This window comes from Enterobacter sp. BNK-22 (assembly GCF_048684805.1).
GTDB lineage: Bacteria > Pseudomonadota > Gammaproteobacteria > Enterobacterales > Enterobacteriaceae > Enterobacter > Enterobacter quasiroggenkampii.
Genome location: NZ_JBLQTT010000001.1, coordinates 153,229 through 174,239, shown reverse-complemented (window position 1 = coordinate 174,239; position 21,011 = coordinate 153,229). Strand labels below are relative to the sequence as shown.

The 21,011-nt window shown below is 56.9% G+C and carries 18 protein-coding genes and 2 pseudogenes; 7 read left to right on the top strand and 13 right to left on the bottom strand.

Features of this window, described 5'->3' with window-relative positions:
* Complete coding sequence (gene ligA, locus ACMGGE_RS00770) at positions 1–2,016, bottom strand: NAD-dependent DNA ligase LigA (RefSeq protein WP_420293246.1); 2,016 nt, start codon at positions 2,014–2,016, stop codon at positions 1–3.
* A 69-nt stretch (positions 2,017–2,085) separates the two neighbouring features.
* A complete protein-coding gene (gene zipA / locus ACMGGE_RS00765) occupies positions 2,086–3,069 on the bottom strand; it encodes a cell division protein ZipA (RefSeq protein WP_262810894.1) in 984 nt (327 codons plus the stop codon).
* A 230-nt stretch (positions 3,070–3,299) separates the two neighbouring features.
* On the opposite strand from zipA, the pseudogene cysZ reads away from it, so the two are divergent.
* From cysZ to crr, 5 genes and pseudogenes are all read left to right on the top strand, one after another.
* Positions 3,300–4,060: pseudogene (cysZ, locus tag ACMGGE_RS00760) on the top strand (sulfate transporter CysZ).
* Positions 4,061–4,223: 163 nt separating this feature from the next.
* A pseudogene (gene cysK, locus ACMGGE_RS00755) lies at positions 4,224–5,194 on the top strand (cysteine synthase A).
* A gap of 317 nt (positions 5,195–5,511) precedes the next feature.
* Positions 5,512–5,769 carry a phosphocarrier protein Hpr gene (gene ptsH / locus ACMGGE_RS00750; RefSeq protein WP_045909449.1) on the top strand — a complete coding sequence of 86 codons (258 nt, stop codon included), beginning with the start codon at positions 5,512–5,514 and terminating at the stop codon, positions 5,767–5,769.
* Positions 5,770–5,813: 44 nt separating this feature from the next.
* Complete coding sequence (ptsI, locus tag ACMGGE_RS00745) at positions 5,814–7,541, top strand: phosphoenolpyruvate-protein phosphotransferase PtsI (RefSeq protein WP_023332954.1); 1,728 nt, start codon at positions 5,814–5,816, stop codon at positions 7,539–7,541.
* 40 nt (positions 7,542–7,581) lie between these two features.
* Positions 7,582–8,091: a PTS glucose transporter subunit IIA gene (gene crr / locus ACMGGE_RS00740; protein ID WP_003861316.1), complete on the top strand. Its 510-nt coding sequence runs from the start codon at positions 7,582–7,584 to the stop codon at positions 8,089–8,091.
* 44 nt (positions 8,092–8,135) lie between these two features.
* Here crr and pdxK read toward each other — a convergent pair whose 3' ends face one another.
* From pdxK to ACMGGE_RS00690, 10 genes are all read right to left on the bottom strand, one after another.
* Entirely contained in the window at positions 8,136–8,972 is an 837-nt protein-coding gene (pdxK, locus tag ACMGGE_RS00735) for a pyridoxine/pyridoxal/pyridoxamine kinase (protein WP_048226156.1), read from the bottom strand.
* A gap of 5 nt (positions 8,973–8,977) precedes the next feature.
* Positions 8,978–9,889 carry a cysteine synthase CysM gene (gene cysM / locus ACMGGE_RS00730; protein WP_044597836.1) on the bottom strand — a complete coding sequence of 304 codons (912 nt, stop codon included), beginning with the start codon at positions 9,887–9,889 and terminating at the stop codon, positions 8,978–8,980.
* Between the two features lie 118 nt (positions 9,890–10,007).
* Positions 10,008–11,102: a sulfate/thiosulfate ABC transporter ATP-binding protein CysA gene (gene cysA, locus ACMGGE_RS00725; protein ID WP_008501607.1), complete on the bottom strand. Its 1,095-nt coding sequence runs from the start codon at positions 11,100–11,102 to the stop codon at positions 10,008–10,010.
* Positions 11,092–11,967: a sulfate/thiosulfate ABC transporter permease CysW gene (gene cysW / locus ACMGGE_RS00720; protein WP_045909450.1), complete on the bottom strand. Its 876-nt coding sequence runs from the start codon at positions 11,965–11,967 to the stop codon at positions 11,092–11,094. The genes cysA and cysW overlap by 11 nt, the downstream gene beginning before the upstream one ends.
* Entirely contained in the window at positions 11,967–12,800 is an 834-nt protein-coding gene (cysT, locus tag ACMGGE_RS00715) for a sulfate/thiosulfate ABC transporter permease CysT (protein WP_004123378.1), read from the bottom strand. Before cysT ends, cysW begins: the two co-directional genes overlap by 1 nt.
* Positions 12,800–13,813 carry a sulfate ABC transporter substrate-binding protein gene (locus tag ACMGGE_RS00710; protein ID WP_420293245.1) on the bottom strand — a complete coding sequence of 338 codons (1,014 nt, stop codon included), beginning with the start codon at positions 13,811–13,813 and terminating at the stop codon, positions 12,800–12,802. Before ACMGGE_RS00710 ends, cysT begins: the two co-directional genes overlap by 1 nt.
* A gap of 175 nt (positions 13,814–13,988) precedes the next feature.
* Positions 13,989–14,888, bottom strand: coding sequence for a Dyp-type peroxidase (locus ACMGGE_RS00705; RefSeq protein WP_048226164.1), 900 nt, complete (start codon positions 14,886–14,888; stop codon positions 13,989–13,991).
* 92 nt (positions 14,889–14,980) lie between these two features.
* A complete protein-coding gene (locus ACMGGE_RS00700; RefSeq protein ID WP_126534718.1) occupies positions 14,981–15,556 on the bottom strand; it encodes an RpoE-regulated lipoprotein in 576 nt (191 codons plus the stop codon).
* A gap of 63 nt (positions 15,557–15,619) precedes the next feature.
* The gene (locus ACMGGE_RS00695; RefSeq protein WP_048226167.1) at positions 15,620–16,069 is read right to left on the bottom strand and encodes a DUF2919 domain-containing protein; all 450 of its coding nucleotides are present in this window, start codon (positions 16,067–16,069) and stop codon (positions 15,620–15,622) included.
* A complete protein-coding gene (locus tag ACMGGE_RS00690; RefSeq protein WP_008501614.1) occupies positions 16,056–16,481 on the bottom strand; it encodes a GNAT family acetyltransferase in 426 nt (141 codons plus the stop codon). Before ACMGGE_RS00690 ends, ACMGGE_RS00695 begins: the two co-directional genes overlap by 14 nt.
* A gap of 212 nt (positions 16,482–16,693) precedes the next feature.
* Here ACMGGE_RS00690 and amiA point away from each other — a divergent pair, with 212 nt between their 5' ends.
* Both amiA and hemF read left to right on the top strand, forming a co-directional pair.
* On the top strand, positions 16,694–17,569 hold the full coding sequence (gene amiA, locus ACMGGE_RS00685) for an N-acetylmuramoyl-L-alanine amidase AmiA (protein WP_045325904.1): 876 nt from the start codon (positions 16,694–16,696) through the stop codon (positions 17,567–17,569).
* Positions 17,569–18,468: an oxygen-dependent coproporphyrinogen oxidase gene (hemF, locus tag ACMGGE_RS00680; RefSeq protein WP_045909456.1), complete on the top strand. Its 900-nt coding sequence runs from the start codon at positions 17,569–17,571 to the stop codon at positions 18,466–18,468. Before amiA ends, hemF begins: the two co-directional genes overlap by 1 nt.
* 97 nt (positions 18,469–18,565) lie before the next feature.
* Here the strand turns inward: hemF and maeB are convergent, their stop codons facing one another.
* Complete coding sequence (gene maeB / locus ACMGGE_RS00675) at positions 18,566–20,845, bottom strand: NADP-dependent oxaloacetate-decarboxylating malate dehydrogenase (protein ID WP_045406103.1); 2,280 nt, start codon at positions 20,843–20,845, stop codon at positions 18,566–18,568.
* Positions 20,846–21,011 lie beyond the last annotated feature (166 nt).

Sequence of the window (21,011 nt, the reverse complement as noted above, 5' to 3'; positions counted from 1 at the left end):
TTACTCTCCTAACAGACGCATCATTTCCGCTTCGTCGATAACCTCAATGCCGAGCTCCTGGGCTTTCGCCAGCTTCGAACCCGCCGCTTCTCCGGCAATCACCAGGTCGGTTTTCTTCGACACGCTGCCCGCCACTTTGGCCCCCAGCGCCACCAGACGGGCTTTGGCGTCGTCGCGTGAAAGCTGCCTCAGGCTGCCGGTCAGCACCACCGTTTTACCGGCGAACGGGCTGTCGATCTCTTCTGCGTTGACCACCACCGGCGCGGGCCATTTAATCCCCTCTTCCAGCAGTTCGCCGATGACGTTACGGTTGCTCTCTTCGGCAAAGAAGTTAAAGACGTGTGTGGCGACGACGATGCCGACATCCGGGACTTTCTGCAGCTCCTCGATGCTCGCCTTTTCCAGCGCCTCCAGCGTACCAAAATACGCCGCCAGCCCCGCAGCCGTGGCTTCACCCACCTCACGAATGCCCAGCGCGTACAGGAAGCGGGCGAAGGTGGTCTCTTTGGCGGCTTCCAGCGCGTTAACCACGTTCTGGGCTGACTTTGGCCCCATGCGGTCCAGACCGGTCAGTTTACCTGCGGTCAGCCTGAAGAGGTCCGCTGGCGTGTGGACATACTCTTTTTCAACCAGCTGATCGATAATCTTGTCGCCCATGCCGTCCACGTCCATTGCGCGACGGGAAACGAAGTGCTTCAGTGACTCTTTACGCTGTGCGCCACAGATTAAGCCCCCCGTACAGCGCGCCACGGCTTCACCTTCCACACGCTCAACGTCCGAGCCACACACCGGGCAATGGGTTGGGAAGACAACCTCGCGCGTATCGTCAGGACGTTCTGACTCCACAACGTTAACCACCTGCGGGATCACGTCCCCCGCGCGGCGAATCACCACTTTGTCACCAATACGCAGGCCCAGGCGGTCGATTTCATCGGCGTTATGCAGTGTGGCGTTACTCACGAGCACGCCCGCCACCTGCACCGGCTCCAGACGGGCGACCGGCGTAATGGCTCCCGTACGTCCCACCTGGAACTCCACGTCGCGGACGAAGGTCATTTGCTCCTGAGCCGGGAACTTAAACGCCACCGCCCAGCGCGGCGCGCGCGCCACGAAGCCCAACTGCTCCTGCAGCGCCAGTGAATTCACCTTGATGACCACGCCATCAATATCAAAGCCGAGCGTCGGACGATCCTCTTCCACCTTGTGGTAGAACGCCAGTACCGCTTCTGGCGAGTCGCAGAGCTGAACGCGGTTGCTCACCGGCAGTCCCCACGCCTTAAACTGCAGCAGACGCCCGAGATGGGTATCCGGCAGCTCGCCGCCCTCCAGAATACCGACACCGTAGCAGAAGAAAGTAAGTGGTCGCTTCGCAGTGATGCGCGGGTCAAGCTGACGCAGCGAGCCCGCCGCCGCGTTACGCGGGTTAGCAAACACTTTCCCGCCGGTGCGACGCGCCTCTTCGTTAATTTTCTCGAAGCCCGCCTGCGGCAGGAACACCTCGCCGCGCACTTCCAGACGCGCAGGAATGTTGTCACCCTGAAGCTTCAGCGGGATCGCGCGGATGGTACGCACGTTAGTGGTGATGTCTTCACCCGTCGTGCCGTCGCCACGCGTCGCGGCACGCACCAGCACGCCGTTTTCATAGAGAAGGCTGACGGCGAGGCCATCCAGCTTCAGCTCGCAGCACCAGGTGAGCGCGTCGCTGCTTTTCAGGCGATCCTGCACGCGCTTGTTAAACGCGAGGAAGCCCTCTTCATCGAAGACGTTATCCAGCGACAGCATTGGCACTTCATGCCGCACCTGGCTGAAGGCCCCCAGCGGCTCCGCGCCGACGCGCTGGGTGGGGGAATCCGGCGTGATGAGTTCTGGATGCTGCGCCTCTAATTCCCGCAGCTCACGCATCAGGCGGTCATACTCCGCATCCGGGACTTCCGGTGCGTCCATAACATGATAGAGATATTCATGATGGCGAAGCGTGGTTCGCAGTTCAGTGAGTTGTTGTTCGATTGAGTCCATATCACACCATCAATGAGAAAAAACCCCCGACATGCGGGGGTTGAGGAGGAGTTGAAGTCAACGCGGCGATTACGCGTTAGCTTCCTTAACTTCGCGGATGCGGTCCTGATACTCGCGCAGTTTCTGCGGGGTCATCATTCGACGCTGATCGTCGAGCACCACACCACCGACTTCGTCAGCGATATGCTGAGCGGACTGCAGCATCAGCTTAAAGTTTTGCAGTTCGTCGCCGTAAGACGGCACCTGCATAAAGATAGTGACGCCAGGCGTAACGAAATCACCGGTCATGTCCGGATCAAAGGTACCTGGGTTAACCATATTGGCCAGGCTGAATAGCGCCGGGCCGCTACCGTCAGGACTCAGGTGACGATGGAAAATGTTCATATCGCCAAACTTAAAGCCTGCCTGTTGAATACTGTTAAGCAGAACGTCACCGTTGAGATGGCTACCGTGATGCGCGGCCACGTTCATGATGATCACCGCTTCTTTACGCTGCGGTTTTTCAACAACCGGTTCTGGCTCTGCAACGGGCTCAGGCTCAACGTGCGGGGCTGGCGCGGGCTGCGGCGCAGGTTGAACATGAACAGGCTGCTGCGGTTGTGGTACCGGCTGTGCAGGCTGCTGTTGCACGGGCTGCTGCACCGGTTGCTGTTGAACCGGCTGTGGCGCAGCAGGCTGCTGATAGACAGGCTGTTGCGGCGGCTGGCGCACCGGTTCTTCCACAGGCTGCGGCGCTGGCTGGCGCGGCTGTGCAGAAGCATACGGCGGTTGATACTGGTGCTGCGAAGGACGAGGCGCTTCATGCTCCCCATGGCTTACGCCGGGCGCAGTATTGACCCGATGAACACGAACTTCACCCACGCCGTCGTCGTCGCTTCCATCGATGTCATCTTCACTGTCATCGTCGTCACGACTGGACTTCATGCGCTTCAGTGGGCGATCGCGAAACATTGAGGAACGCTCTTTACGGCTGGTCCAGAAACCATGTACCAGTAAAGCGATTATGGCGATCGCGCCAACAATGATTAATATCAGACGCAAATCCTGCATCATTATATTCTCTGTTGTTCTAACACCTTGCCACCACGGCAAACATTTACTCACTAAGAGTATTTGCCGTTTACGTCAAGTGCAAGTGTGTGCAGAGCATTCACAGCATAAAGATGAAGGAAATCGTGCTTTTTGCTGGTTTTTCGAACATTTCCGAACTGGTCATTGGTCCGTAAGTGGATAATATAGGCGGGCAATTCCACTGGTTGTGTAAAAAGGAGTACAGCCTGGCTATGGTTTCAACATCTTCTTCCCCCCGCGCAGCGGCGTCTGGTATTTTTCTCAGGGCTGGAAACTGGTCTCCCTGCCGGGTATTCGACGCTTCGTCATCCTGCCGCTGTTGATCAACATTATTCTGATGGGCGGCGCGTTCTGGTGGCTGTTCACAAAGCTGGAGAGCTGGATCCCGTCGCTGATGAGCCATGTGCCAAACTGGCTGCAGTGGCTTAACTACCTGCTCTGGCCGGTGGCGGTGATCTCCGTGCTGCTGGTGTTTGGCTACTTCTTCTCGACGATTGCCAACTGGATAGCCGCACCGTTTAACGGTTTGCTGGCGGAACAGCTGGAAGCGCGCCTTACCGGCGCAACACCGCCGGACACGGGCATATGGGGGATCATGAAAGACCTCCCTCGCATTATGAAGCGTGAATGGCAGAAGTTTGCCTGGTACCTGCCCCGCGCGATTGTGCTGCTTATCCTCTATTTTGTGCCCGGCATTGGCCAGACGGTGGCACCGGTGCTGTGGTTCCTGTTCAGCGCCTGGATGCTGGCCATCCAGTACTGCGACTATCCGTTCGATAACCACAAGGTGCCGTTTAAAGAGATGCGCACCGCCCTGCGCAGCCAGAAGGTTGCCAATATGCAGTTTGGTGCGCTGACCAGCCTGTTTACCATGATCCCCTTCCTGAATCTGTTCATTATGCCGGTTGCCGTCTGCGGCGCGACGGCAATGTGGGTGGACTGCTACCGTGCTAAGCACGCGTTATGGAAATAATGCAAAAATGTGTAAAGCAGGGGTGGCTTATGCCGCCCCTTATTCCATACTGATCCCCATTATTTCCTTGCAGTATATAGATATGCGAATTCCTTACTTCCCCCTACCTGCTTAGCAGGTATGCTGGGTCGGTATCCCAATTTCATACAGTTAAGGACAGGCCATGAGTAAGATTTATGAAGACAACTCGCTGACTATCGGTCATACGCCCCTGGTTCGACTGAACCGTATCGGTAATGGACGCATCCTGGCGAAGGTCGAATCACGTAACCCGAGCTTCAGCGTAAAATGCCGCATCGGTGCAAACATGATTTGGGATGCTGAAAAACGTGGCGTACTGAAGCCTGGCGTTGAGCTGGTGGAACCGACCAGCGGCAATACCGGGATCGCTCTGGCCTATGTTGCTGCCGCGCGCGGCTATAAGCTGACGCTGACCATGCCTGAAACCATGAGCATCGAGCGTCGTAAGCTGCTGAAAGCGCTGGGCGCGAACCTGGTGCTGACCGAAGGCGCGAAGGGCATGAAAGGTGCCATTCAGAAAGCCGAAGAGATTGTGGCCAGCGATCCGGCGAAATACCTGCTGCTGCAGCAGTTCAGCAACCCGGCAAACCCGGAAATTCACGAGAAGACCACCGGCCCGGAAATCTGGGAAGATACTGACGGCCAGGTTGACGTCTTTATCTCCGGCGTGGGTACCGGCGGTACGCTGACCGGCGTGTCACGCTATATTAAAGGCACGAAGGGTAAAAAAGATCTGATTACCGTTGCCGTTGAGCCGACTGACTCACCGGTTATCACCCAGGCGCTGGCGGGGGAGAACTCAAACCCGGCCCGCACAAAATTCAGGGTATTGGCGCAGGCTTCATTCCGGGCAACCTGGATCTGAAGCTGATCGATAAAGTGATCACCATTACGAACGAAGAAGCCATCTCTACCGCGCGTCGCCTGATGGATGAAGAAGGTATTCTGGCGGGTATCTCTTCCGGTGCGGCCGTTGCGGCAGCGCTCAAGCTTCAGGAAGATGAAGCCTTTACCAATAAGAATATTGTGGTTATCCTTCCTTCCTCGGGTGAGCGTTACTTGAGCACCGCGCTGTTTGCCGATCTCTTCACTGAAAAAGAGCTGCAACAGTAGTGCCAGCATGTTAATAACGCGTAAAAAAGCACCTTTTCAGGTGCTTTTTTGTGGCCTGCTTCAAACTTTTACCCCTCCTGGCATTGCTTCACCCCGAAGGGTCTGGTATTTAAACCAGCAATTATTTTGATGCGTGAAATTAATCAGCGAACGAAATAGCCTTGCTGAATCGATTTTATGATTTGGTTCAAGTCTTGCTTTCGCTGCATAATGTTTAATGACGATCGAAACGTCAGCGCTAACAATACAGGCTAAAGTTCAGTCGCCAGGCTAGACTTTAGTTCCACAACACTAAACCTATAAGTTGGGGAAATACAATGTTCCAGCAAGAAGTTACCATTACCGCTCCGAACGGTCTGCACACCCGCCCTGCTGCTCAGTTTGTTAAAGAAGCAAAAGGCTTTTCTTCTGAAATCACTGTGACTTCCAACGGCAAAAGCGCGAGCGCAAAAAGCCTGTTCAAACTGCAGACTCTGGGCCTGACTCAGGGCACCGTTGTCACCATCTCTGCGGAAGGTGAAGACGAGCAGAAAGCAGTTGAGCATCTGGTAAAACTGATGGCTGAGCTCGAGTAAGTTTCCGGGTTCTTTTAAATATCAGTCACAAGTAAGGTAGGGTTATGATTTCAGGCATTTTAGCATCCCCGGGTATCGCTTTCGGCAAAGCACTGCTGCTGAAAGAAGACGAGATCGTCATCGACCGGAAAAAAATTTCTGCCGACAAGGTTGATCAGGAAGTTGAACGTTTTCTGAGCGGTCGTGCCAAGGCATCTGCGCAACTGGAAGCAATCAAAACTAAAGCTGGCGAAACTTTCGGTGAAGAAAAAGAAGCCATCTTCGAAGGGCACATCATGCTGCTCGAAGATGAGGAGCTGGAGCAGGAAATCATAGCCCTGATTAAAGATAAAGGCATGACGGCCGACGCGGCTGCGCATGAAGTTATCGAAGGTCAGGCAACTGCCCTGGAAGAACTGGATGATGAATACCTGAAAGAGCGTGCGGCTGACGTACGTGACATCGGTAAGCGCCTGCTGCGCAACATCCTGGGCCTGGCCATTATCGACCTGAGCGCAATTCAGGATGAAGTGATCCTGGTTGCCGCGGACCTCACCCCGTCTGAAACCGCACAGCTGAACCTGAAAAAGGTCCTCGGTTTCATCACCGACGCGGGTGGCCGTACCTCCCACACCTCTATCATGGCGCGTTCTCTGGAACTGCCTGCCATCGTGGGTACCGGTAGCGTCACCTCTCAGGTGAAAAACGGCGACTATCTGATTCTGGATGCCGTAAACAATCTGGTTTACGTCAACCCAACCAATGAAGAGATCGATAAACTGCGCGCGGTTCAGGAGCAGGTTGCGACTGAAAAAGCGGAACTCGCTAAGCTGAAAGACCTGCCAGCCATCACCCTGGACGGCCATCAGGTTGAAGTGTGCGCAAACATCGGTACCGTCCGCGACGTTGATGGCGCTGAGCGCAACGGTGCGGAAGGCGTCGGTCTCTATCGTACTGAATTCCTGTTCATGGACCGCGACGCGCTGCCTACAGAAGAAGAGCAGTTTGCCGCGTATAAAGCCGTGGCTGAAGCGTGTGGCTCCCAGGCGGTTATCGTCCGTACCATGGACATCGGTGGCGACAAAGAGCTGCCGTACATGAACTTCCCGAAAGAAGAGAACCCGTTCCTGGGCTGGCGTGCAATCCGTATCGCAATGGATCGTAAAGAGATCCTGCGTGACCAGGTTCGCGCGATCCTGCGTGCCTCTGCGTTCGGTAAGCTGCGCATCATGTTCCCGATGATCATCTCTGTTGAAGAAGTGCGTGCACTGAAGAAAGAGATCGAAATCTACAAACAGGAACTGCGCGACGAAGGTAAAGCGTTTGACGAGTCAATCGAGATCGGCGTGATGGTGGAAACACCAGCGGCGGCGACCATTGCGCGTCATTTAGCCAAAGAAGTTGATTTCTTTAGTATCGGTACCAATGATTTAACGCAGTACACCCTGGCAGTTGACCGTGGTAATGATATGATTTCACATCTCTACCAGCCAATGTCACCGTCCGTACTGAACTTGATCAAGCAAGTTATTGATGCTTCTCATGCAGAAGGTAAATGGACTGGCATGTGTGGTGAGCTTGCAGGCGACGAACGTGCTACACTTCTGTTGCTGGGTATGGGTCTGGACGAATTCTCTATGAGCGCCATTTCCATCCCGCGCATTAAGAAGATTATCCGTAACACGAACTTCGAAGATGCGAAGGTGTTAGCAGAGCAGGCTCTTGCTCAACCGACAACGGACGAGTTAATGACGCTGGTTAACAAGTTCATTGAAGAAAAAACAATCTGCTAATCCACGAGATGCGGCCCAAATTACTGCTTAGGAGAAGATCATGGGTTTGTTCGATAAACTGAAATCTCTGGTTTCTGATGATAAGAAAGACTCCGGAACTATTGAGATTGTTGCTCCGCTCTCCGGCGAGATCGTCAACATCGAAGACGTGCCGGATGTAGTGTTTGCTGAGAAAATCGTTGGTGATGGCATTGCTATCAAACCAACTGGCAACAAAATGGTTGCTCCAGTTGACGGCACCATCGGTAAAATTTTTGAAACCAACCATGCGTTCTCTATCGAATCTGATAGCGGTATCGAACTGTTCGTTCACTTCGGTATCGACACCGTTGAACTGAAAGGCGAAGGCTTCAAACGTATCGCGGAAGAAGGCCAGCGTGTTAAAGTTGGCGACCCGGTGATTGAATTCGATCTGCCACTGCTGGAAGAAAAAGCCAAGTCTACCCTGACTCCGGTTGTTATCTCCAACATGGACGAAATCAAAGAACTGATCAAACTGTCTGGCAGCGTCACCGTGGGTGAAACCCCGGTTATCCGCATCAAGAAGTAATTCTTGCCGCACAGTAAAATGGCGCCTTCGGGCGCCATTTTTGTTTATGCCGGCAGGATAAGCTCGTCGTAGCCTTTCGACTGGGTGTAGAGCATCACGTCCGTCACCCGATCGCCAGCCATGCGAATGGCATCGGCAACGGTTTTCCCCTCAACAATGCCGCTCACCAGTTCTGAACAGAACAGATCGCCCGTCCCTTTCAGATCGGTTTCTACCCGCGGATGCGCACTGACGGTAACGCCTTCATTCGTCACCAGCACCACGTGGATGTTTTGCGGGTCGTCAGCGACCGGCGCACTGGTGATCGCCACCCATTTCAGGCTGTCAGAGAGCAGTCCCTGTGCCGCCGCGATGGCGCTTTCCGGCGTGCGGCACGGTTTGCCGCTTAGCACTTCCAGCTCATAGACGTTTGGCGTAATCCCCTGCGCCAGCGGCAGCAGGTGCTCCCGATACGCCTCGGGGATCTCGGGCTTCACGTACATCCCGCTGTCGATATCGCCTATAACCGGGTCGACCAGCACCAGCAGGTCAGGATGCTGCGCTTTGACCGCCTTCAGCCACTGCGCCAGCAGGGCGATCTGGCTGGCATTTCCCATATATCCGGTAGTGACCGCCTTAAGCTCGCGCAGGATCTCGCGCTCTTCCAGCGCCTTCAGGTAGCCGCTGAACCACTCATCGGGGATCACGCCGCCGTAGAACGTGTCATAGTGTGGCGTGTTGCTGAACAGTACCGTTGGCACGGCGGTGACGTTCAGCCTGTGGGTTCGAATATTCGGCACCGCGATGCTGTTTCCCACGCTGCCGTACACCACCTGCGACTGCACCGCGACAATATCGGTTTGCTGCGCCCGGGTATTATCCCGGAATAGAATCATCTCCATGACGCTTAAATCCCCGCCCCCTGCGAATAACTCTCTTCACCAAAGACGCCGGTAGACAGATAGCGATCGCCGCGATCGCAAATAATCGCCACCACCACCGCGCCCGGGTTTGCCTGCGCCACCCGAATCGCGCCCGCTACCGCGCCGCCCGAGCTGACGCCGCAGAAGATGCCTTCGCGCACGGCCAGCTCACGCATGGTATTTTCCGCCTCGCGCTGATGAAGATCCAGCACCTGGTCCACAAGCTGCGCATTAAAGATGCCGGGCATATACTCCGCCGGCCAGCGGCGAATGCCCGGAATGCTGCTCCCCTCTTCCGGCTGCAGGCCGACAATGGTGACGGCTTTATCCTGCTCACGCAGAAAACGCGATACCCCGGTAATGGTGCCGGTGGTGCCCATGCTGGAGACAAAATGGGTGATTCGCCCGTCGGTTTGCTGCCAGATTTCCGGGCCGGTGGTGGTGTAGTGCGCGTAAGGGTTGTCCGGGTTATTAAACTGATCGAGCAGTTTACCTTCGCCGCGCTCGGCCATTTCTAACGCCAGGTCGCGCGCGCCTTCCATCCCCTGCTCTTTGGTCACCAGAATCAGCTCGGCCCCGTAGGCACGCATCGCGGCGCGGCGCTCCTGGCTCATGTTGTCCGGCATCAGCAGCTTCATGCGGTAGCCTTTCAGCGCCGCAATCATCGCCAGGGCGATACCGGTGTTGCCGCTGGTAGCTTCAATCAGCACGTCGCCCGGCTTAATCTCGCCGCGCTTTTCGGCCTGGACGATCATCGACAGCGCGGCACGGTCTTTCACCGACCCCGCCGGGTTATTGCCTTCGAGTTTGACCCAGATTTCGCTGCCGTTATCCGGCCCCATGCGCTGAAGCTTGACCAGAGGCGTGTTGCCGATGGTATGTTCGAGTGTATTCACGATTTTTACTCAATAAAAAAGCCGGGTTGCGCGCAGCGATCCCGGCCTACAAGACACAGTTTTAGCTGTAGGCCCGGTCAGCGCAGCGCCACCGGGCGATAAACATCCTAATAACCTATCAGGCTGACTCCGCCAGAGCAATATCCTCGCGCGTCTCGATGCGTTCCTTGCCGTGATAAATACGGGCATGCTGCAGACCGACAAACAGGCGTTCTCCCCGATGCGGCGGGACGTCGTCGCGCATGACCACCGTCAGCGGCTCGGTATACCAGCCCAGCGGCTGTACCACCAGTTGGGTATAGTGCCCTTTAGGGCTCGCTTCCAGCACCTGCACCGGCAGCGGTGAATCCAGGCTGGTTCGACGGCTCACATCCACTTCCCACGGACGCAGGAACAGATCGACCGGTCCCTGGTGCGCAGAGGTATAGCCCAGCGGCCAGCGGTGCGCGCCGACGTGGAACTGTCCGCCGCGAATGGTTCCCTGCAGACGGTTCACCTCGCCCATAAACTCCAGCACGAAGCGGGTCGCCGGTTCACGCCAGAGTTGTTCCGGCTCGTCAACCTGCTCAATGTTGCCCTGACTCATGACCACCACGCGATCCGCGACTTCCATCGCCTCTTCCTGGTCGTGGGTCACAAAGACGCTGGTGAATTTCAGCTCTTCATGGAGCTGACGCAGCCAGCGGCGCAGCTCTTTACGCACCTGTGCATCCAGCGCGCCAAAGGGTTCATCCAGCAGCAGAATTTGCGGCTCAACGGCCAGCGCGCGCGCCAGCGCCACGCGCTGTTTCTGCCCGCCGGACAGCTGGGCCGGGAAACGGTCCGCCAGGTGAGCCAGCTGCACCATCTCCAGCAGTTTGGTCACTTTCGCCTTAATAGTTGCCGCATCCGGGCGCTCGCGACGCGGCAGCACCGTGAGGCCAAACGCAATGTTGTCAAACACGGTCATGTGGCGGAACAGCGCGTAGTGCTGGAACACAAAGCCCACTTTACGATCGCGGGCGTGCAGGCGGCTCACGTCGGTACCGTGGAAGCGGATGTGCCCGCTGGTCTGATGCTCAAGCCCGGCGATAATACGCAGCAGCGTGGTTTTGCCGGAGCCAGACGGTCCCAGCAGCGCCACCATTTGTCCGGAAGGGATATCCAGCGAGATATCATTCAGCACCTGGGTGCGACCAAAAGACTTCTTAATATTGGCAATCTCAATGCTCATGATTTCCCTCCTGATGCAGACGTTTTTCCTGATTTTCTAAACGCCACTGCACCACACTCTTCAAAAACAGGGTCAAAATGGCCATCAGCGTCAGCAACGCTGCGGCAGTAAACGCGCCGATGGTGTTGTAGTCCTGCTGCAGCAGTTCAATCTGCAGCGGCAGCGACAGGGTTTCACCGCGAATGGATCCGGAAACAACGGAAACAGCACCGAACTCGCCAATCGCGCGGGCGTTGGTCAGTACCACGCCGTAAAGCAGCGCCCAGCGAATGTTCGGCAGCGTCACGCGGCGGAACATTTGCCAACCTGAAGCCCCCAGCAGCACCGCCGCTTCGTCTTCGTTGCTCCCCTGGCTTAACATCACCGGCACCAGCTCGCGCACCACGAACGGACAGGTCACGAAGATGGTAACCAGCACCATGCCTGGCCAGGCGAACATGATCTGCAGGTTATGCGCATCCAGCCAGCCGCCCAGCGGGCCGTTGGAGCCGTAAAAGAGCAGGTATACCAGGCCCGCCACCACCGGCGACACGGCAAACGGAATATCCAGCAGGGTCAGCAGCAGCTGACGTCCCGGGAAGTTAAAGCGCGTCACCAGCCACGCCAGCAGGGTACCAAACACCAGGTTCACCGGAACGGTAATCAGGGCAATCAGCACGGTCAGCCAGATGGCGTGCAGCATATCCGGGTTCGCCAGATTTTCCAGCGCGGGCATCAGGCCCTTGCTGAACGCCTGAACGAAGATATAAATCGTCGGCACGACGAGAATGAGGGCGGACACCAGTACGCCCGCCCCAATCAGAAACCATTTACCCCAGTTGATGCGGGGCGCATCGTATCGCTTCAATTGCGTAACTTCCGCCATCAGTGACCTACCACACGTCGACCAAAGCGACTTTGCAGAGTGTTAATCGAGTACAGCAGCAGCAGCGAGGCCGCGAGGATCACCGAAGCAATCGCGCTCGCCGCCGGATAATCAAACTCCTGCAGGCGAATGAAAATCATCAGCGAGGTCACTTCCGTTTTCCAGGCGATGTTCCCGGCGATAAAAATCACCGCGCCGAACTCGCCAAGGCTGCGGGTAAACGACAGCGCGACGCCCGCCATCAGCGCCGGAGACAACTCCGGCAGCACCACCTTGCGGAAGCTCTGCCAGCGCGTGGCGCCCAGCGTTTCCGCCGCTTCTTCGTATTCCGGACCTAACTCTTCCAGCACCGGCTGCACGGTACGCACCACAAACGGGATGCTGGTAAAGGCCATCGCCACCGCGATACCGAGCCAGGTATAGGTCACCTTGATGTCAAATTTCGCCAGCCACTCGCCGTACAGCCCGTTAACGGAGAAGAGCGAGGCGAGGGTTAAGCCGGCGACCGCCGTCGGCAGCGCAAACGGCAGATCCATCAGGGCGTCAAGCAGCGTGCGGCCCGGGAAGCGATAGCGGGTTAAAATCCATGCCATCAGCAGACCAAACACGCCGTTAAAAATGGAGGCGACAAACGCCGACAGCAGCGTCACCTTATAGGCCGCCACCACCTGGGGGTTAGTGACCACGTCCCAGTACTGCGCCCAGCTCATCTGCGCAAGCTGCATCACCAGGGCGCTGAGCGGCAACAGCAGGATCAGGCAAACGAACAGCAGGCTGGTCCCGAGACTTAAGGTAAAGCCCGGCAGCACGCGTTTAGTCGATACTGCAAACATTACTTATGCCCCGCCGCCAGCAGTTTGTCTAACTCACCGCCGCTGGCAAAATGCGTTTTCATCACGTCTGGCCAGGAGCCAAAATGATCTTCCACGCGGAACAGCGCGGTCTGCGGGAATTTTTCTTTCAGCTTGTTCATCACGTCTGGGTTGTTCACGCGGTAGTAGTAATCGGTAATGATGGTCTGCGCCTGTGGGCTGTACAGGTAGTTGAGATAGGCTTTTGCCGCTTTCTCGGTACCGTTTGCCTGCACGTTTTTATCCACCCACGCCACCGGGAATTCGGCCAGAATATTGGTTTTAGGGATAACCACCTCAAAGCCCTGCGCTTCATACTGTTTGCGAATGTTGTTCACTTCCGACTCGAAGCTGATCAGCACATCGCCCAGACCGCGCTCTGCAAAAGTCGTGGTCGCCCCGCGGCCGCCGGTATCAAACACTTCGACGTTTTTCAGGAACTGGGTCATGAACTGCTCGGTTTTGGCTTTATCGTTACCGTCAGCCTTGTCCGCCGCGCCCCACGCAGCTAAATAGGTGTAACGCGCGTTACCGGAGGTTTTTGGGTTCGGGAAAATCAGTTTCACGTCGGAACGCACCAGGTCGCTCCAGTCGTGGATATTCTTCGGATTGCCCTTGCGCACCAGGAAACCCATGGTGGAATAGAACGGCGAGCTGTTGTTCGGCAGACGGCTCTGCCAGTCCGCCGGGATGAGCTTGCCTTTGTCATGCAGGATCTGCACGTCAGTGACCTGGTTGTAGGTCACCACATCCGCTTTCAGCCCCTGGAGAATGGCCAGCGCCTGCTTGGACGAACCGGCGTGGGACTGCTTGATGGTCAGCTTATCGCCGTTATTGTCTTTCGCCCACTGCTGTTCGAACGGGGGGTTAAGGGCGGCAAACAGCTCGCGGGAGACGTCATACGAACTGTTCAACAGTTCAGTCGCCTGCGCCTGTGCCACCAGCAGTAAACCTGCCAGCGCCAGAGTTCCTTTTTTCAGTACAGTAACGGCCATTGCGCACCCTTATAAATGTGATGACTATCTTATAGTCATAATATTTATAACGGGGATGAAAGGAGTAACGGTTTTATATACCGTTTGGTGATTTAGAAGCAGAAAAGGGAATAAGGGGCAGGGAAAATTGCCGGGTGGCGCTAACGCTTACCCGGCCTACGTATGGAGAGCGGTTTTACAGCGCCAGCAGACGCTCAACGGACGGCGCGAAGTAGTAGCCGCCGGTCACCGGTTTGGTGAAGCGCAGCATGGCGTCGCGCTTGCCGTCGGTATCGCCGAACATGCTCAGCAGCTGCTGTTCAATATTATACAGGCGCGCGCAGTAGGCGCAGAAGTAGAGGCCGTGCGTGCCGCTTGCCGTGCCGTACGGCAGGCTCTGGCGGACAATCTTCAGTCCTTTACCGTCTTCCTTGAGGTCAACGCGGGTCAGGTGCGAGGTGACCGGACGGTCATCACCGTCGATCTCTTCGTTGGCCTCTTTCGTACGGCCAATCATCATCTCCTGGTCGTGCACGCTCATGCGGTTAAGCTGCTTGAGGTTATGCTCCCAGCGCTGCACGAACACGTAGCTGCCGCCCGCGTCCACGCCGTCTTTGATTACCGCGACTTCACGACGCGTCTCTTCACCCGCCGGGTTTTCCGTTCCGTCAACGAAGCCGCTCAGATCGCGCTCTTCGACCCAGCGGAAACCGTGAACCTCTTCCTGCACCTCGATGCTGTCGCCAAAGGCCGCCACCGCCGCCTGCGCAACGGAGAAGTTCACGTCGTGACGCAGAGAAAGAATGTGGATCAGCACATCGTACTGGGTCGCCGGAGCCAGGCCTTTGCCGTAAGGGATGAAGTCTTTCAGCTCTTCCGCCCCTTCGCCGCCGCTCAGTTGACGCCAGACGTTATTGCCAAAGGCAACGACGGCGCCGAGGTGGGCTTCCGGGAATTTGGCCTGGAAGGTCGCCAGTTTATCAATAAACGCTTTGCTGGCCGCACGCAGGGCATCCACGTCCCCTTTGACGTTGGCTTCAATCCAAATCGCCGCGCGGCAATGTTCTGGCAAAATGCCACTCTGAACCTGAGACATCGCTCCTCCTGAAATAAAGATGCCACGTCAGCGTGGCATTGATGGCGGCTATTATACCCGGATTTCAGCGAGGCGGTTTGTTCAGACGCAAATTACTGCTTCCAGAGTATTTTGCTCACTTTCCAGCTCTTCAGCGTGTCGTCAGACGGCATCAACCCTTCCGGACCGCTCCAGGTGCCGGTAAAAACATAGCTGATGTGCTGGCTGCCTTCCGCCTTACACTCCACCGCCACTTCATCGTCGGATGGCGCGCTGGAGCAGTTGCCAAAGGCCTGCTTATAAAGATCGCTAAACGGGGTCCCGACCTTCACGCCGCTGGCGGTCGGAATATCTTCATCCATGACGGCAATCCGGTTTACCGTGCCTTTGTCACCGTTGATTACCAGTGCCAGCTTGTCGCCCTTCAGCGCTTCGTAATAGCGCACTATATTGCCATTCTCTGTTTTCATGCCGCTGCGAAGGCGGTAATCGCTGCTGAGCGCATCCTGAATAGCATTCTGATCCAGCGCCGTCGCGGCGGTAATTTTCCCCACGCCCTGCTCGGTCACTTCCGTTGATGAGCCAAACCAGTTCCACGGATACGCGGCGGACCAGTTAATGGAGGAGAGTGTCGAACAGCCGGTCAATGCCAGCGGGAGAGCGCATAAGAGTAAACGCAGCGATTTCATTGAAACGTCCTTACGTGTTAAATCAACGCTTGTTGGAGTGCGACATCGGCAAAAAGTGCCGGATTAATCATCCTGCGGCGCAAAACAGGCGCGAAGGCGCGGGTTGGTCAGCAGCCACAGCAGCGCCACAATATCGGCAACCACCAGCGCAACGCCGATGCCCGTCAGCGGTTCACCGTACCACCAGAGTACCGGCTGCCAGAAGAGCAGCGCAATCTGGGCAAGGATCAGCAGCCCGCGAAGCGCGCGCCACAAACGCGGGATCGCATGCCGTCGGCCGCTGCATAAGAAAGCCACCACCGCCGGTACGCCCGGCAGCAAGCCGAGCCAGAAGGCATCGTGATCGGGATAAAAGAGCGTCAGCAGCGTGTCGCCCTGCCCGCGCGACGCGGCGGCCATCACGAACAGCACCCAGGTCCGGGCCTGGAGCAGCAGAACGCACCAGAATAAAAAGGGCAGCCTGACGCGCCCCTGCGCGTCATAGTCTGCCGGATGGATCTCAGTACTCTTCATCTTCGATGAGACGCTTTCCTAAATTCAGCACGTCGGCGTGTACGTAGCCCAGGCGTTCATACATGCCCAGCACCACGTCGTTATCTTCCCGCACCATGATCTGGATTTTCGGACAGCCGCGGGCGATCAGCTTCTTCTCGAGCCGGTTGAGCAGCGCATTGGCGATGCCACGACCACGGTATTCCGGGTGCACGCCCAGATAATAGGCCGAGCCGCGATGGCCGTCGTAACCGCCCATGACCGTCCCCACGACCTCGCCATTGACTTCCGCGACCAGAAACAGACTGACGTCGTGATTCACCTTACGTTCGATATCCATTTCCGGATCGTTCCACGGACGCAGCAGATCGCAGCGCTCCCAAAGGGTGATCACCTCTTCGAAATCTTCCTGGCGAAAAACGCGTATCTCCATGGTATTAACCGCCTTTTCGGGTTTAAAAACAGTGATTATGGCGCGAACCATGCCTTTAGCCAATAACCGGGGAAAATCTCGCCAAAATTTGGCATAATGTCACTTTGTCACGTATTGAAATGAAAAGTAAAACAATTCTCACTATGGACTGTCGTAACGCTAAACGCGATACGATATAACACCAGGACCCCATTTTTTAGTATTCAGGCCGCATGAGCACATTCAAACCATTAAAAGCACTCACATCGCGTCGTCAGGTTCTCAAAGCGGGGCTGGCGGCCTTAACGTTAACGGGCATCGCAAAGCAGGCTCAGGCGAAAGACGAGAGCACGCTCAAAACCAGTAACGGACACAGCAAACCGAAAACGAAAAAGCCGGGCGCGAAGCGTCTGGTGATGCTCGACCCGGGCCACGGCGGTATTGATACCGGCGCCATCGGCAAAAACGGGTCGAAAGAAAAACACGTCGTGCTGGCGATTGCAAAAAATGTGCGGGCGATTTTACGCAGCAACGGCATTGACGCCCGCCTGACGCGCTCTGGCGACACCTTTATTCCGCTGTATGACCGCGTAGAGATCGCCCACCAGCACGGGGCGGATCTGTTTATGTCGATTCACGCCGACGGCTTTACCAACCCGTCAGCCGCCGGCGCCTCGGTGTTTGCGCTTTCCAACCGCGGCGCCAGTAGCGCCATGGCGAAATACCTCTCCGATCGCGAAAACCGGGCGGATGAAGTCGCCGGGAAGAAAGCCACGGACAAGGACCACCTGCTACAGCAGGTGCTGTTCGACCTCGTGCAGACGGATACGATCAAAAACAGCCTGACGCTCGGCTCGCATATTCTGAAAAAGATTAAGCCAGTGCATCGACTGCACAGTAAAGGCACCGAGCAGGCGGCGTTCGTGGTGCTGAAATCACCGTCCATCCCGTCCGTACTGGTGGAAACCTCGTTCATTACCAACCCGGAAGAGGAGCGACTCCTCGGCACCGCGGCGTTTCGTCAGAAGATTGCCAACGCCATCGCTTCCGGCATTATCAGTTACTTCAACTGGTTCGATAACCAAAAAGCGCACTCCAGGAAACGTTGATGAAACCCAATGCTCAACTGGTCAAAACGTTCCTGCTGCAGCTGCAGGATGAGATTTGCCAGAAACTGGCCGCCGCAGACGGCGGAGAATTTCAGGAAGATACCTGGCAGCGCGAGGCCGGTGGCGGCGGACGCAGCCGCGTGCTGCGTAACGGCGGCATCTTTGAACAGGCCGGGGTGAATTTTTCCCACGTTCATGGCGACGCGATGCCCGCGTCTGCGACGGCACATCGTCCTGAACTTGCAGGCCGCAGCTTCGAAGCGATGGGCGTCTCGCTGGTGGTGCATCCGCACAACCCGTTTGTGCCGACCAGCCACGCCAACGTGCGCTTTTTCATTGCCGAAAAGCCGGGGGCCGATCCGGTCTGGTGGTTTGGCGGCGGTTTCGACATGACGCCCTACTACGGCTTCGAAGAGGATGCCGTGCACTGGCACACCACCGCGCGGGACCTTTGTCTGCCGTTTGGCGAAGACGTTTACCCGAAATATAAAAAGTGGTGCGACGACTACTTTTACCTGAAGCACCGCGACGAGCAGCGCGGCATCGGCGGGCTGTTCTTTGACGACCTCAACACGCCTGATTTTGATACCGCGTTCAGCTTTATGCGCGCGGTGGGTGAAGGCTATACCGACGCCTATCTGCCCATCGTCGAACGCCGTAAAAACACCGACTACGGCGTGCGCGAGCGTGAGTTCCAGCTCTACCGCCGCGGGCGCTACGTGGAGTTCAACCTGGTGTGGGATCGCGGGACGCTGTTCGGCCTGCAGACCGGCGGGCGCACGGAGTCGATTCTGATGTCGATGCCGCCGCTGGTGCGCTGGGAGTACTGCTACGAGCCAAAAGAAGGCAGCCCGGAGGCTGCCTTAAAAGAGTTTATTCAGGTTCGGGATTGGGTGTAACTCCCCTCACCCCGGCCCTCTCCCCATAGGGGAGAGGGTGAAAGACGGCTCGGTGCAGTTCCCTCTCCCCTATGGGGAGAGGGTTAGGGTGAGGGGTTTACAGCGGCTGCGTCTGCGCCTCAACCACCGCCAGCGCCACCATATTCACGATACGGCGCACGGAGGCAATCGGCGTTAACACGTGCACCGGTTTTGCCACGCCCATCAGCACCGGTCCTACGGTCACCCCTTCAGAGCTGGAGACGCGCAGCAGGTTATAGCTGATACGCGCCGCTTCCACGTTCGGCATAATCAGGATATTTGCCGATCCCTTCAGCGGGCTGTCCGGCATACGTTCGTTACGGATGCTCTCCACCAGCGCCGCATCGCCGTGCATTTCCCCGTCAATCATCAGCTCTGGCGCGCGCTCGCGCACCAGCGCCAGCGTCTCACGCATTTTGCACGCCGCCGCGGATTTAGACGAACCAAAGTTAGAGTGCGACAGCAGCGCCACCTTCGGTTCGATACCAAAGCGACGCACGGTCTCAGCGGCCATCACGGTGATCTCCGCCAGCTCGTCCGGGGTGGGATCGTCGTTAACGTAGGTATCGGCAATAAAGGTGTTGCCGCTTGGCAGCAGCAGGGCGTTCATCGCCCCGGCGGTGTGCACGCCGTCGCGATAGCCGAAGATCTCCTGCACCACGCTAAAGTGCTCGTGGTAATCGCCGATGGTGCCGCAGATCAGCGCATCCGCCTCGCCGCGATGAACCATGATCGCGCCGATCACCGTCGTGTTGCTGATGACGGCTTTCTGCGCCTGCTCCTGGGTGATCCCCCGACGTTTCATGATCGCGTAGTATTCGCTCCAGTACTCTTTGAAGCGCGGATCGGATTCGTTGTTGACGATCTCGAAGTCGACGCCCGGCTTAATCTGCAGGCCCAGCTTCTGGATACGCATTTCGATCACGCTCGGACGACCAATCAGAATCGGCTTCGCCAGGCCTAAGGTGATCAGCTCCTGGGTAGCGTGCAGCACGCGCGCCTCTTCCCCTTCCGCCAGCACCACGCGCTTCGCGTCGGCGCGCGCCTGGGAGAAGATCGGCTTCATGAACAGGTTCGTTTTATAAACAAACTCGGTGAGTTTATCGACGTAAGCGTCGAAATCCTCAATCGGACGCGTCGCCACGCCGGAATCCATCGCCGCTTTGGCCACCGCAGGGGCAATTTTGACAATCAGACGCGGGTCGAACGGTTTTGGAATGATGTAGTCAGGGCCAAAGCTCAGATCCTGATCGCCATAGGCTGAGGCAACCACTTCGCTCTGCTCGGCGTGGGCCAGCTCCGCGATGGCGTGCACGGCGGCCAGCTTCATCTCTTCGTTGATTGCCGTCGCGCCGACGTCCAGCGCGCCGCGGAAGATGAACGGGAAGCAGAGCACGTTGTTGACCTGGTTCGGGTAGTCGGAACGTCCTGTACAGATAATGGCGTCTTCACGCACCGCTTTCGCCAGCGGCGGCAGAATTTCCGGTTCCGGGTTGGCCAGGGCCAGGATCATCGGCGCGCGCGCCATCTTCTTCACCATCTCCTGGGTCAGCACCTTCGGACCCGAGCAGCCGAGGAAGATATCCGCGCCGTCGATCACGTCCTCAAGCGTGCGTTTACCGTCGTCTTCTACCGCATAGGCTGCTTTGGTTTCCGCCATGTTCGGCTCGCGGTCTTTGTAAATCACGCCCTTGGAGTCGCAGACCACGATGTTGTGTTTCTGCATACCCAGCGCCACCAGCAGGTTCATACAGGCGATGGCCGCGGCGCCTGCGCCAGAAACCACCATGCGCACGTCGGAGAGATTTTTCTCCACCACGCGCAGGCCGTTGAGAATGGCGGCGGTGCTGATAATGGCCGTACCGTGCTGGTCGTCATGGAACACGGGAATGTTCATACGCTCGCGCAGCTTCTGCTCGATATAGAAACATTCCGGCGCTTTAATGTCTTCCAGGTTGATCCCCCCGAAGGTCGGCTCCAGCGCGGCTACCACGTTGATGAATTTGTCAGGATCGAGCTCGTCCACCTCGATATCAAACACGTCGATACCGGCGAATTTCTTGAACAGCACCCCCTTGCCTTCCATCACCGGCTTACCGGCCAGCGCGCCGATGTTACCGAGACCCAGTACCGCCGTGCCGTTAGAGATCACGGCAACAAGGTTGCCACGCGCGGTATATTTGTAGGCCGCCAGCGGATCTTTTTCGATTTCCAGACACGGGGCCGCTACGCCCGGCGAATAGGCCAGCGCCAGATCGCGCTGGGTTGCCAGCGGTTTGGTTGGGGAGACCTGAATTTTGCCCGGGACAGGGAACTCGTGAAAATCGAGGGCACTCTGTTTCAACTGCTCATCCATCTTATTTATCCTTTCACGTATCGGTCAAAAGGGTGACGAAAGCGATCCGGTTGCACACCCTGGTGTGCCGCCTAGTATCGCCTCAGACCGCCTCCTAAACTTTGAAGGCTGCCAAACTCTCACCATCACACATTAAAAATTGTTATCAATTTATAACAGCCATGTT